The sequence below is a fragment of the Streptomyces sp. ActVer genome (genome assembly GCF_027270795.1).
Taxonomy (GTDB): domain Bacteria; phylum Actinomycetota; class Actinomycetes; order Streptomycetales; family Streptomycetaceae; genus Streptomyces; species Streptomyces umbrinus_A.
This window is the reverse complement of record NZ_JAPWHT010000100.1, coordinates 1-12,474: the sequence shown is the minus strand read 5'-3', so window position 1 is coordinate 12,474 and position 12,474 is coordinate 1. Positions and strand designations below refer to the sequence as shown.

The window sequence follows — 12,474 nt, the reverse complement described above, 5'->3', positions numbered from 1 at the left end:
TTCAGCGGCCCTTCGCGAGATCGCGGAGCAGCGTTTCAACGAGCTTACTGCCGTCGGCGTCGGCCTGGAAACCACCCAGAGTAGTCAACTGCACTGCGTTCAGCAACTGATCGAGCGAATGGGTGCCCCCGCTCCGCACCCGGCGGAGATAGTCGTCCACCAGGTGCTCCGCCCCCTCCGGGCGCGACCTCAATTGGCTCTCCACAATGGCCAGAAGCTGCTCCCGGTTGGGTGGCCGCATCTCCAGTGGCAGACAGCGCCTGCGGAACGCCGCCGGGAACTCCCGCTCCCCGTTGCTGGTGATCACCACGACCGGAAACTCCCGGCACTCGATCCGCCCGTCGTGCACCACCACATGCCCGCCGGGGTCGCTGGTGTGCACGCGGGCCGACTCTGCGGCGTCGCGCACCAGCTCGGGGATCTCATAGCTTCCGTCCTCAAGGACGTGCAACAGGTCGTTGGGCAGGTCAATGTCGCTCTTGTCCAACTCGTCGACGAGCAGAACACGGGGCCGATCGTAGGGCAGCAGGGCTGTGCCGAGGGCGCCCAAGGTTATGAACTCTCCCAGTCTCGGAGCCGGTTGACGGCGAGCAGGGGTTACCGGCCCCGTCTCGTCGGCGCCGTCGTCCGGCCCCGCCGCGACCTCTTCCCGCAGCCCTTCCCGCCAGGCGGCAATGGCCTGTGCCCGCCCCATCGCGTCATACGTGTGGAGCCCGTCGCGCAGTTTCGTGCGGCTGACGATGTTCCACTCCAGGACACGTCCCAGACCGAGCTCACGTCCTATCAGGAAGGCGAGAGTGGACTTGCCGATGCCTGGCGGACCGGTGATCAGCAGCGGACGGCGCAGCAGCAGCGCGGCGTTGATGATGTCGGTCTCCTCGAGGCCGAGCTGCCGGATCACATCGCCGGGCCCCAGGCGGCGCAGCGCGGACTCCTCGCCCTCCGGCGGCGGGGGCTGGGGCGGGTCTCCACGGAACTGTCGCCACGGCGGAGGCTTGGGCAGCTGAGGCGGCGGACCGCCAGGGGCGCGTCCGGTGGCATGGAACACGTGCCAGCTGCCGGGGTCCGTCTGCTCCCGCTTGCTCATGCCGGTGCCTCCTCGCTGGCGAGATCGCCTTGGTCGAAGTCGTGGAAGTCGACGAGTCGGTTCGGGTCGTCCCAGAAGAAGGCGATATGGCGCCCCACCAGATAGGGGCCGTTCTGGTCGAGTTCGGCCTTCAGACGCAGACGGTGGATGGCCATGGGGATCTGTGCGGGCGTCGGCACTGACGCGAACACAGCACTCACCACTTCCCGCCGCTCCTCGGGGAAAACACCTCGGCGATCCCAGAGAACCAGCCCGATTCCCTCGGCGATGGCCGCTTTGAGCGCCGCCAGAGTTGGCGCGGGTCCCGGAGCATCCATGACGACTGCCGTGTGTCTGCTTTCCCCGGCCAGCGCGATCTCCCACTCGTCGAGCCGTTCGGCGTCGGGCTTACTCCAGCCATGCACGACGACTCCGTGCTCGCCGAGAGCCCGCCAGCGAGCCCGCCATTGCTGCCGGACCTGTGGGTCGGTGGTACGCATCCGTTCCAGACTGCGTAAGTGCACTGCGTATTTCAGCGCGAGCGGTAACGCTCTCCCGTCGCCGATCCGGAACTTCAACCCGGCCACATCGTGGTTGAGGAGGTCGTACGGGAGGACGAACTCAATGTACGGCGGCGTCTGTTCGCGTCCACCCGAAGGTGACTCCTGCTGCGCCATCCATAAACTGTCACCCTGGTGCAGTGCTCGCTCGACGGCCGGGCCGAGGTCGTCGAGGCTGGTCATCTCCGGTTCCCCGGGCCGTGGGTTCCACCGGCCGGGCGCTGTGTTGAGCCAGGGACGCACCACGACCTCTCCCGAGCCGTCCCGAGCAGGCTCCGCGGACACGACCAGACAGCGAGGTATCCCCGGGTCGTACGCCGCGGCGGTACGTCGGACCCTGCGCCTTTCCAGTGCCTCGGACAGGTCCGCGTGCTGGGCCCAAGCCTTGGCCCAGGCGGCCAGCGCGGTCCGATGGTCGGGAGTTGCGGTGAGCAGGGCCGCCTGTTCCATGAGCAGCACGGCAGGAGGCAGACCGTCCGACTGAACGTTCAACTCGACCACATAGGTGAAGAGCTGTTCGGGCGACAGGCCCATAGGGAGTTCGACGCCGTCCAGTTCCGCTACGAGTTCGTCCCGCAGGCGCACCGAGGGTACTTCGCCCTTGGCGGCATCCAGCAGAGTGCGCGCGGCGCGCTCGTCATACCTGGACAGCGGGCCGGACGGGACCTCGCCGGAGGACAGCCGGGCCACCGGGGAGAACAGCCGCTCCAACTCGGCCGCCGCCATGGGCCCTTCGTAAACTCGCACCACCAACAGCAGTACGCGTTCCCCTCCCGCCACACTCAACGAGGAGCGAGCGAAGAGGGCGGCGTCGTCGCGCAGTTTGACGCCACGCACATCGACCGCTCTGTTCAGATGCTCTGCGAGCAGGTTCCCGAACTGCACACGCGCCTGCGGATCGTCCAGACAGCTCAGTTCACACAGCGCGTCGGTCAGTTCGGCAAGCAGTTCAAGTCCCCGCCCACGACTGGAATCACTCCCGGGCTCGCCGAACCCCGCACCTGTCTCCACCGACTGTCCCCCATGAGTCGGTAAGCCTGCCTAACCGACCTGCGAAGATAGCATGACAACTGACGGTTAACCAGGGGTTTTTGAGGCTGTGGACCGGTAGGTCCAGTGGGGAGGCAAGCCACACTGCCTCCCCACCGTCGGCGGATACTACAGCCGCGGATCCACCGGCTCAGACTCCAGCGCCAGCACCCCGAACACAGCCTCGTGCACGCGCCACAACGGCTCCCCCTCCGCGAGGCGGTCCAGGGCCTCCAGGCCGAGGGCGTACTCGCGGAGGGCAAGTGACCGCTTGTGGTTGAGGAAGCGGCCGCGGAGGCGGTCGAGGTTCTCGGGGCGGGTGTACTCGGGGCCGTAGATGATCCGGAGGTATTCGCGACCGCGGCACTTGATACCGGGCTGGACCAGCCGCCCGTTCTCGCCGCGCACCACGGCCCGGTCGGGCTTGACGACCATGCCCTCGCCGCCGCGGCCGGTCATCTCCAGCCACCAGTCGACACCGGCCCGCACCGACTCGGGGTCGCCCGTGTCGACGCAGAGGCGCCGGGTGGTCTGGAGGAGCCCGGACGGGTCCTCCGCCACCAGCCGGTCGATCAGGGCGAGCTGCTCCTCGTGCGGCAGAGCGGCGAGGCTCCGGCCCCGTACGGCGAGGATCTGGAAGGGAGCGAGGCGTACGCCGTCCAGGCCGGACGTGGTCCAGCAGTAGCGACGGTAGGCGTCGGTGAAGGAGGCGGCGTCGGCGGCCCGTTCCCGCTGCTTGGCCAGCAGGTTCTGTACGTCGACGCCACGCGCCGCGGCACCTTCGAGCGCGGCGACCGCTCCCGGGAAGACGGCTCCGGCCGCCGCGCCCACCGCGGCGTACTGCGAGCGCAGCAGCCCGGATGCCTTGAGCGACCAGGGCAGCAGCTCGGCGTCGAGCAGCACCCAGTCCGTCTCCAGCTCCTCCCACAGTCCGGCCTCGGTGACGGCGGCCCGTACCCGCCCGAGGATCTCCTCGGTGACGGCGGAGTCGTCGAAGAAGGGGCGTCCCGTGCGGGTGTAGAGCGCGCCCGACACCCCGGTCGCGCCGAACCGCTCGCGCGCGGTCTCCTCGTCCCGGCACACCAGAGCCACCGCTCGCGACCCCATGTGCTTCTCCTCGCACACGACCCGCGCGACCCCGTCGGCCCGGTACTGCTCGAACGCCTCGACCGGGTGCTCCAGATAGCCCTCCACCTTGGAGGTGGCGGTGGGTGCCATGGTCGGCGGCAGATACGGCATCAGCCGCGGGTCCACGGCGAAGCGGCTCATGACCTCCAGGGCCGCAGCCGCGTTCTCCTCGCGTACGGAGACACGTCCGGCGTGCCGGGTCTCGACGACGCGGCGGCCGTGCACGTCCGCGAGGTCCAGCGGACGCCCCTCGTGTCCGCCGGGCGCCTCGGAGGCCAGCGGCTTGACCGGCTCGTACCAGACACGCTCGGCCGGTACGTCGACGAGTTCGCGCTCCGGCCAGCGCAGCGCGGTGAGCTTGCCGCCGAACACGGCACCGGTGTCCAGGCAGATGGTGTTGTTCAGCCAGGTGGCCTCCGGGACGGGGGTGTGGCCGTAGACCACGGCCGCCCGGCCCCGGTAGTCCTCGGCCCACGGGTAGCGCACCGGCAGCCCGAACTCGTCGGTCTCGCCGGTGGTTTCGCCGTACAGCGCGTGCGAGCGGACCCGGCCCGACGTACGCCCGTGGTACTTCTCGGGCAGTCCGGCGTGGCAGACGACGAGCCGGCCGCCGTCGAGGACGTAGTGGCTGACGAGCCCGTCCACGAACTCCCTTACCTGCCGCTTGAATTCGTCGCTCTCCCCCTCCATCTGCTCGACGGTCTCGGCGAGGCCGTGGGTGTGCTGGACCTTGCGGCCCTTGAGGTAACGGCCGTACTTGTTCTCGTGGTTGCCCGGCACGCACAGGGCACTGCCCGAGCCGGCCATGGACATCACCCGGCGCAGGACGCCCGGGGTGTCCGGGCCGCGGTCGACGAGGTCGCCGACGAACACGGCCTTACGGCCTTCGGGGTGCACGCCGTCCGCGTACCCCAACTTGCCGAGCAGCGACTCCAGTTCGGAGGCGCAGCCGTGGATGTCGCCGATGATGTCGAACGGTCCCGTGAGGTGGGTCAGGTCGTTGAACCGCTTCTCGGTGCGGACCTCGGCGCTCTCGATCTCCGCCGCGCCCCGCAGGACGTGCACCTTCCGGAACCCCTCGCGCTCCAAGTGCCGCAGGGAGCGGCGGAGTTCGCGGATGTGCCGCTGGATGACTCGGCGCGGCATGTCGGCGCGGTCGGTGCGGGAGGCGTTGCGCTCGGCGCACACCTCCTCGGGCACGTCGAGCACGACGGCGATGGGCAGCACGTCGTGCTTCCTGGCGAGTTCGATCAGCTGCTTACGGCTCTCCTGCTGCACGTTGGTCGCGTCGACGACCGTGCGCCGGCCCGCCGCGAGCCGCTTGCCCGCGATGTAGTGCAGGACGTCGAAGGCGTCGCCGCTGGCGCTCTGGTCGTTCTCGTCGTCGGCGACGAGGCCGCGGCAGAAGTCCGACGAGATCACCTCGGTCGGCTTGAAGTGCTTGCGGGCGAAGGTGGATTTGCCCGATCCGGACGCGCCGATCAGCACGACGAGGGACAGGTCGGTGACGGGCAGGGAACGAACCTTGTTGTCGGTGCTGGTCATGCGGCCTTCTCCTCCTTCGTGTTCTGGTCCTTCGCGTTCCGGTCCTTCGTGTTCTGGGCGCTCACCGTGAAGACGGCCATCTGGGTCGGTGGCCCCACCTCGGGGTCGTCCGGTCCGACCGCCACGAACTCCACGTCGTACCCGTGCCGTTCGGCCACCGTCCCCGCCCAGCCGCGGAACTCCTCACGGGTCCACTCGAAGCGGTGGTCGCCGTGCCGGACATGGCCGGCGGGGAGGGTCTCCCAGCGGACGTTGTACTCGACGTTCGGCGTCGTCACGATCACGGTCCTCGGGCGCGCCGAACCGAACACCGCGTACTCCAGGGCGGGCAGCCGCGGCAGGTCGAGGTGCTCGATGACCTCGCTCAGGACGGCGGCGTCGTACCCCTTGAGCCGCTTGTCGGTGTACGCCAGCGAGCCCTGGACGAGCTTGACCCGCTCGGACTGCCGCTCGCCCATCCGGTCCAGCTTGAGCCGCCGCGACGCGATGGTGAGCGCCCGCATCGAGACGTCGACCCCGACGATCTCGGTGAACCGTGTGTCCTTGAGCAGCTCCTGCACCAACTGGCCCTGTCCGCAGCCGAGATCGAGGACCCTCGCGGCGTCGGTGGCCTTCAGCGCGGCGACGATCGCGTCCCGCCGCCGCACCGCGAGCGGTACCGGCTTCTCCTCCGTGTCCGTCTGCTCGTCGACGGCGTTGTCGATCTCCTCGACCGCGCTGTCGTCCGTCTCGGCGAGCCGTACGAGTTCGAGGCGCTCCATGGCCTGCCGGGTCAGCGACCAACGGCGGGACAGATAGCGGCTGGTGATCAGCTTCTGCTCCGGGTGGTCCGGCAGCCAGCCCTCCCCGGCCCGCAGCAGCTTGTCGACCTCGTCGGACGACACCCAGTAGTGCTTGGCGTCGTCGAGCACCGGCAGCAGGACGTACAGATGCCGCAGCGCGTCTGCCAGGCGCTGCTCACCCTCCAGTACGAGGCTCACGTACCGCGAGTCGCCCCACTCGGGGAACTCGGTGTCCAGCGCCACGGGTTCGGCGCTCACCGTCCAGCCGAGCGGCTCGAACAGCGCCCGTACGAGATCGGCGCCGCCGCGGGCCGGCAGTGCGGGCACCTCGACGCGCAGGGACAGCGGACGCGCGGGCAGCTCGGGCTTCGCCTGGCAGGTGCCCTTCATCGCGCTGGAGAACACACTGCTCAGCGCCACGGCGAGCAGGGACGAGGCGGCGTACGGCCGGTCGTTGACGTACTGCGCGAGGGCCGCGTCCGGGGCTCCGCCGCGGCCCTTGCCCTTGCCACGCCGGACCAGTGCCACCGCGTCGACCTCCAGCAACAGCGCCGCCGTGCAGCGCTCCACGCTCGCCTCGGGGTAGACGACATGCGCCTTGCCGTAGGAGGTGGAGAACGCCTGCGCCTTGTCGGGATGCTTGTGCAGCAGGAAACCGAGGTCGGTCGCGGGGCGCTCTGGGGTGCCGGTGGTACTGATCGTCAGGAACACTGTGGTCTGCCTCGAAACGTCTTCTGAACTGCGGGAACCTACCGTGCCGTCCACTTGCGCGCACAGCGCGTGCGCACGCGCCGAACAGCGGCGGACCGCGGTGAGGGGAGAGCGCGCCTCGGGATCACTGCTCCTGGCCCTTACTCGCCCTCGTAGCGGTGTGTACGCCGCGCTGCGGTGGACCGCCCGCGCGGCGCTCCTTCTTCGGCGCGCCTGCACAACGTACAGCGAACACCCCCGCCGCGGTCAGGCATTTTCCCTCCGCCCGCCCCACCGTGGGCGGCTCTCGCCGGCCGGTCCGACCGGAAGCGCCGCCCGCCCCACCGTGGGCGGCTCTCGCCGGCCGGTCCGACCGGAAGCCTGGCCGGTCGGCCCCCGACTGTGGCCGGTCGGACCGGAAGGGTGGCCGGTCGGCCGGCGCGGTGGCGCGGGGCGTGCGCCTAGCGTCGTTGGGGCCAGGTCACCGCAGCCCGAGGGGAACGTTCGATGGATCAGCGACCGACGACCGACGCACACACCGATGCCGACGCCGACTTCGGAGCCGGAGCCGGGGGCGGAGCGACCACCGAGTTCGAGTCCGACGTCATGAACCTGCTCGTGGAGGCGCTGCGCGTCGCGGTCAGGCACGAGTCGCCGGCCGTGGGGACGGACCTCGTGCTGGCCGCGCTCGTCATGGGGGACTCGGACGCCGGTGAGGCCATCGCCCCGGGCATGCGGAAGGCCGGTTCGCTCAGCGGCATGATCTCCGGCATGGCCGGCCGCGGTTGGGTGAGCGACGACGGGGAGGGCGGCGCACCCGTCACCACCACCGCCCCGGACAGGAACGCCGACGAGGACGAGGTCATCTCCGTCTGGCGGGAGGCGCAGTGGCGCCTCGCCCTCGGCTCGCGCGGATCGGCCTCGGAGAGCGGCCGGGAGTTGCCCGGGATGACCGGGGCGCTGCGGGCCTGTCTGCTGCTCGCGCTGAAGTCGGCCCGCGCCGAGGGCACTGTCGCGGTGCGCTGTCGTCATGTGGCCCGGGCCCTGCTGGACCTGCCGGACAGCAGGGCCCGGGAGGCCCTGGTGCTGCGGAGGCTGGACACGGTCGCCGCGGCGACCGCACTCGACGCGCTGGACACGAGCGCCTCGACGGAGACCGAGCGACCGGAATCCCCCGGCGTCAAGCTGCTCCGCCGGGCCGGAACGCTGGGCAAGAGCGGCAACCGCCTGACGCGCGCGCTGGTGTCGTGGACCTCCGGGTCAGCCGTGAACGGCTCACCGGTCATGTTCACGGTGCACCTTGAGGCCGTACGGCAGGCGGTGCGGTGCGGGCGGACCGTGGCCGAGCCCGTGGATCTGCTGCTGGGAGCCCTGGCCCTGGACCGGGCCCTGTCCCTCGCCGGGCTGTGCCTGCCGGAGGATCTGGCAACCGTCAACTCCGCCGCCGCACTGCTGCGTCGGCACGGCGTACGGCAGGACTCGCTGACCCGGGCGGCGATGACCCGTACGGCGAACGCCTCCAGGTCGGTTGGCGACACGACCGACGTGCAACTCTCCGCATCCGCCGACCGGGCCATGGCCGTCGCGCGGCTCTCCGCCGCCGAGCAGGGCTCGCCCACGGTCGGTACGGTCCACCTGCTGGCAGCGCTGCTGGCCGACGGGCCTGCCACCACGGGCACGGCAGCGGCGACGGACGAGGACACCGAGGGCGGCGCGGTCGTACGGCTGCTGACCGCCGCTCAGGTGGACGTCGCCGCGCTGCGGGCGGAGCCACTCCTCCGGCCGCGCGCGTGACATCCGGGGGCCGCCGGACGGAGCCCTTCGATGCCGCAGCTACCGTTCCTCCCGGCGGATCCACGGCGCCGGGAACAGGGGTGACCATGAGTCGAGTGCCGGAAGACACACGGCGGTCACCCGCGGCGCCGACGCGCGGGCTGACCGGTGCGGCACGGCGACTGCGCCGCGAGGTGGCCGAGATCCGGGCCCAGGTACGGGCCGTGCCACGCCGTACGGTCGTCGCCGAGTCAATTGTGTGTGCCCTGGCGGCGGCCTTCGGGCTGATCCCGCTGCTGCTGATACCACCGGACCGGCCGGTCCTCGCGGTACTGGAGGCGTTGTGGGCGGCGCTGCTCGTCGCCGCGCGGCGCGGCCGGCCGGTCGCCGCGGTCCTGGGCGCCTTTCCGCTGCTGATGGGTGCCAACGTATGGGTGCTGGCGGTGGTACCGCTGATCGTGCTGTCCGCCACCCGCCGTATCGCGCCGCCGCGGCGCGCGTGGCGGATCGTCGGGGTGGCCTGCGCCGCGCTCGGCGGACTGACCGTCGCCGCGGGGCTGTTCCGGTGGGAGACCCTGCCGATGATGCTGGCGGAGAACACCGTCTCCGCCGTACTCCTTCTACTGCTCCCCACCCTGGCCGGCACCATGCTGGGTCGGCGACGGCCCCTGGTCGACCTGCTGCGGGAGCGCAACGCCTATCTGGAACAGACCCGTACGCTCACCGCCGCGGCGGCCCGGATGGAGGAACGGACCCGGATCGCACGGGAGATGCACGACCTCCTGGGCCACCGGCTGAGCCTGATCTCGGTGCACGCCGGGGCCCTGGAACTCGCCGCCGCACGCCAGGCCCCTCCGCTGGCCGGACAGGTGGAGCTGCTGCGCACGACCGCGGGGACGGCCATGGAGGAACTGCGCGAGATCCTCGGCGTCCTGCGGCACACGGACCTGTCGGACGAGAACGGGGGCGACCGGGGAACGTACGAGGACATCACCGCACTGGTGACCCAGTCCCGGCAGACGGGTGGCGGCCCGGTCGAGCTGGTCTGGTCGGTTCCCGACACGGTCGAGGTGGGCGCCCGTGTCCGGCAGGCGATCCACCGGGTGGTCCGTGAAGGACTGACGAACGTGCTGAAGCACGCGTCCGGCGCGCCCGTCCTGGTGGAGGTCAAGGGCACGGACGCGGGTGTCGAGGTGTACGTCACCAACGGGGTGCCGCGTGTACCGGGCGACTCGCAGGGGGGAACTAGCAGCGGGCTGGCCGGACTTCAGGAGCGGATCTCGTTGCTCGGCGGCGCCTTCGCGGCGGGTGCCCTGCCGGACGGCGGCTTCCGAGTGACGGCCTGGCTGCCGTCCCAGCCGTCCCACGCGACGAACGGGCCGGTGCCCACGCCCTCGGAAGCCGCCGCCCACGCCGGCGCCGAACACCTTCCGCCTGCGTCCCGCCCTCCTTCCGGCGACACCTGGCGGCCAGGGTCCAACCCCCCGTTGTCGGCCCAGACCCTGACCTGGCCGCGTGTCCTCGGAGCCGGCTGCACGGCGGTGCTCGTGGTTCTGCCCACGGCGGGCTTCCTGATCGTCCTGCTGGTGATGGCGGCCCTAGGATGAGCTGATGATCCGAGTGCTGGTCGCCGACGACGAAGCGCTGATGCGCGTCGGAATCCGGCTGATCCTGGAGAACGCCGACGACATCGAGGTCGTTGCCGAAGCGGGCGACGGCCTGGAGGCCGCTGCGGCCTGCCGCGCCCAGGACATCGACGTCGCCCTGCTCGACATCCAGATGCCGACCCGGGACGGCATCGCGGCCGCCGAGGACATCGCCCGGCTCTCGCCCCGTACGTGTGTGGTGATGCTGACGGCGTTCGGCGAGGAGGCGAGCGTGACGCGGGCCCTGCGGGCCGGGGCGAGCGGGTTCCTCCTCAAGGACACCGGTCCCGCCGACCTGATCCGCGCCGTGCAGCTCGCCGCGAAGGGCGAACCGGTCCTCGCACCCCGGATCACGCGCCAACTCCTGGAACGGCACGTGCGGTCCGGCCGTGACACCGAGGCCGCCCTGCGCAGGACCGAGGAACTGACCCCGGCCGAACGGGATGTCCTGCGGCTGCTCGGCACGGGTCTGTCCAACGCGGAGATCGCCGACCAGTTGTACATGAGCGCGGGCACGGTCAAGGCCCACATCAGCCGGATCCTGACCCGCACCGGCTGCGCCAACCGCGTCCAGGCAGCCGTTCTGGCCCATGACGCGGGGTTGCTTGCCGACCGCTGACGTGGGGCACGGAGTACGGCGGAGGTTCGCGGGGGCCGCCCCCGGTCCTCGTTCTCGGTCCTGCGCGTCGCTCCCGGATTCGGTCCCGGTCCCCGCCGAGGGGTTTCCGTCGGCCCGGGACCGGGACGAGTCCGCGGCAGTCACCGTCGGCGGATCGCCGGAGCGCGGCGACCGCCCGGTTACTGCAGCTGCGACTGCACCTGGGAGGAGATCAGGTCCAGGTGGTCCAGATCGTCGAGGTCGAGCATCTGGAGATAGACCCGCTGGGAACCGGCCTCCGCGTACCGGCCGATCCTTTCGACGACCTCGTCCGGGGTACCGGCCAGCCCGTTCGCCTTCAGCTCCTCCACCTCGCGGCCGATCGCGGCGGCGCGACGGGCGACCTCCGCGTCGTCCTTGCCCACGCAGGCCACGAGTGCGTTGGAGTAGACGAGATCGGTGCCCTTGCGGCCGATCTCCTCGGCCGCCGCCCGCACCCGGCCGAACTGGCGCTCGCTGTCCTCGATCGACGCGAACGGCATGTTGAACTCGTCGGCGTAACGGCCCGCGAGGCGCGGGGTACGGCTGGCACCGTGACCGCCGATGAGCACCGGCACCTTGGGCTGAGCCGGCTTGGGCAGCGCGGGCGAGTCGGTCAGCTGGTAGTACGTGCCGTCGAAGCTGAAGGTCTCGCCGACCTTCGTCTCCCACAACCCGGTGACGATCGCCAGCTGCTCCTCCAGGCGGGCGAACTTCTCCTTCGGGAAGGGGATGCCGTACGCCTTGTGCTCCTCCTCGAACCAGCCCGCGCCCAGGCCCAGTTCGACGCGGCCGCCGGACATCTGGTCGACCTGGGCGACCTGGATCGCCAGGACGCCGGGCAGGCGGAACGTACCGGCGGTCATCAGTGTGCCGAGGCGGATGCGCTTGGTCTCGCGGGCGAGTCCGGCAAGGGTGATCCAGGCGTCCGTGGGGCCCGGGAGGCCGTCCGCGGAACCCATGCGGAGGTAGTGGTCGGAGCGGAAGAAGGCGTCGAAGCCGAGGTCTTCGGTGGCCTTGGCGACAGCGAGAAGGGTGTCGTAGGTGGCGCCCTGCTGGGGCTCGGTGAAGATTCGAAGATCCATGCCTCCATCCTGCACGGTCGAACGTCGGCCAACCGCATCGGTCCCGCCGGTCCTCCGCGTCCCCGGTCGGGTGAAAACCCGTCAACCGTGTGCCTGGGGCGAGACCGCGCCAGTGACCCGTCTGGGCGGTGATCGTTGGCTCGGGCGGAGCCGGACCGCCCGGCACCCGTCGCCGGCGGTCGGCCGGTCCGTTGCTGGTTCTCCCCGTGGGGAGGGCGAAGGCCGAGGAGGCCGTCATGTCCCAGGAAGCCGTTCCGTCGTCGCAGCCCAAGAGTTTGCTGCAGCAGATGGAGGAGCTGATGGCGGCGCTCAACGCGGATCTGTCGCAACTCGACGCGGATTTCCAACAGTCGGCCGAGCGCCCGGCTCCGACGCTGGCCGACGGACCCGACCGCGCCTGACCTTTTCGCCCCCGCCGCCGCTGCCCTCCCCCCACTCTCGGCTTCGCTCGAGCGGGGGGACCCTCATCTTCCCCTGGGGGCTGACGCCCCCAGACCCCCACTGAAACTCTGCCCCTCCGGCGTTTGAGGAGC

General features: G+C 70.9%; 9 protein-coding genes. 4 read left to right on the top strand and 5 right to left on the bottom strand.

What is annotated here, in order from left to right; genetic code table 11:
* Position 1: 1 nt before the first annotated feature.
* The 4 genes from O3Q52_RS18390 to O3Q52_RS18375 all read right to left on the bottom strand — a co-directional run bounded on the left by O3Q52_RS18390 (position 2) and on the right by O3Q52_RS18375 (position 6,821).
* Complete coding sequence (locus O3Q52_RS18390) at positions 2-1,087, bottom strand: MoxR family ATPase (RefSeq protein ID WP_269649868.1); 1,086 nt, start codon at positions 1,085-1,087, stop codon at positions 2-4.
* Positions 1,084-2,637, bottom strand: a complete 1,554-nt coding sequence (locus O3Q52_RS18385) for a hypothetical protein (RefSeq protein ID WP_269649867.1) — start codon at positions 2,635-2,637, stop codon at positions 1,084-1,086. The genes O3Q52_RS18390 and O3Q52_RS18385 overlap by 4 nt, the downstream gene beginning before the upstream one ends.
* Positions 2,638-2,784: 147 nt before the next feature.
* Positions 2,785-5,328, bottom strand: a complete 2,544-nt coding sequence (locus tag O3Q52_RS18380) for a polynucleotide kinase-phosphatase (protein WP_269649866.1) — start codon at positions 5,326-5,328, stop codon at positions 2,785-2,787.
* Positions 5,325-6,821 carry a 3' terminal RNA ribose 2'-O-methyltransferase Hen1 gene (locus O3Q52_RS18375; RefSeq protein ID WP_269649865.1) on the bottom strand — a complete coding sequence of 499 codons (1,497 nt, stop codon included), beginning with the start codon at positions 6,819-6,821 and terminating at the stop codon, positions 5,325-5,327. The genes O3Q52_RS18380 and O3Q52_RS18375 overlap by 4 nt, the downstream gene beginning before the upstream one ends.
* Before the next feature lie 486 nt (positions 6,822-7,307).
* Here O3Q52_RS18375 and O3Q52_RS18370 point away from each other — a divergent pair, with 486 nt between their 5' ends.
* The 3 genes from O3Q52_RS18370 (at position 7,308) to O3Q52_RS18360 (ending at position 10,838) form a co-directional block, all read left to right on the top strand.
* The gene (locus O3Q52_RS18370; protein WP_269649864.1) at positions 7,308-8,594 is read left to right on the top strand and encodes a Clp protease N-terminal domain-containing protein; all 1,287 of its coding nucleotides are present in this window, start codon (positions 7,308-7,310) and stop codon (positions 8,592-8,594) included.
* Positions 8,595-8,689: 95 nt separating this feature from the next.
* Positions 8,690-10,180 carry a sensor histidine kinase gene (locus O3Q52_RS18365; RefSeq protein ID WP_269649863.1) on the top strand — a complete coding sequence of 497 codons (1,491 nt, stop codon included), beginning with the start codon at positions 8,690-8,692 and terminating at the stop codon, positions 10,178-10,180.
* Positions 10,181-10,184: 4 nt separating this feature from the next.
* Positions 10,185-10,838, top strand: coding sequence for a response regulator transcription factor (locus O3Q52_RS18360; RefSeq protein ID WP_269649862.1), 654 nt, complete (start codon positions 10,185-10,187; stop codon positions 10,836-10,838).
* Between the two features lie 179 nt (positions 10,839-11,017).
* On the opposite strand, the gene O3Q52_RS18355 is transcribed toward O3Q52_RS18360, so the two are convergent.
* Complete coding sequence (locus O3Q52_RS18355; RefSeq protein ID WP_269649861.1) at positions 11,018-11,941, bottom strand: LLM class F420-dependent oxidoreductase; 924 nt, start codon at positions 11,939-11,941, stop codon at positions 11,018-11,020.
* A 236-nt stretch (positions 11,942-12,177) separates the two neighbouring features.
* On the opposite strand from O3Q52_RS18355, the gene O3Q52_RS18350 reads away from it, so the two are divergent.
* A complete protein-coding gene (locus O3Q52_RS18350; RefSeq protein WP_269649860.1) occupies positions 12,178-12,342 on the top strand; it encodes a hypothetical protein in 165 nt (54 codons plus the stop codon).
* Positions 12,343-12,474 lie beyond the last annotated feature (132 nt).

Excerpts from the sequence above, each read along its gene's own strand:
- O3Q52_RS18360 (WP_269649862.1), top strand. The coding sequence starts at position 10,185 with ATGATCCGAGTGCTGGTCGCCGACGACGAAGCGCTGATGCGCGTCGGA.
- O3Q52_RS18370 (WP_269649864.1), top strand. The coding sequence starts at position 7,308 with ATGGATCAGCGACCGACGACCGACGCACACACCGATGCCGACGCCGAC.
- O3Q52_RS18390 (WP_269649868.1), bottom strand. The coding sequence starts at position 1,087 with ATGAGCAAGCGGGAGCAGACGGACCCCGGCAGCTGGCACGTGTTCCAT.
- O3Q52_RS18355 (WP_269649861.1), bottom strand. The coding sequence starts at position 11,941 with ATGGATCTTCGAATCTTCACCGAGCCCCAGCAGGGCGCCACCTACGAC.
- O3Q52_RS18380 (WP_269649866.1), bottom strand. The coding sequence starts at position 5,328 with ATGACCAGCACCGACAACAAGGTTCGTTCCCTGCCCGTCACCGACCTG.
- O3Q52_RS18350 (WP_269649860.1), top strand. The coding sequence starts at position 12,178 with ATGTCCCAGGAAGCCGTTCCGTCGTCGCAGCCCAAGAGTTTGCTGCAG.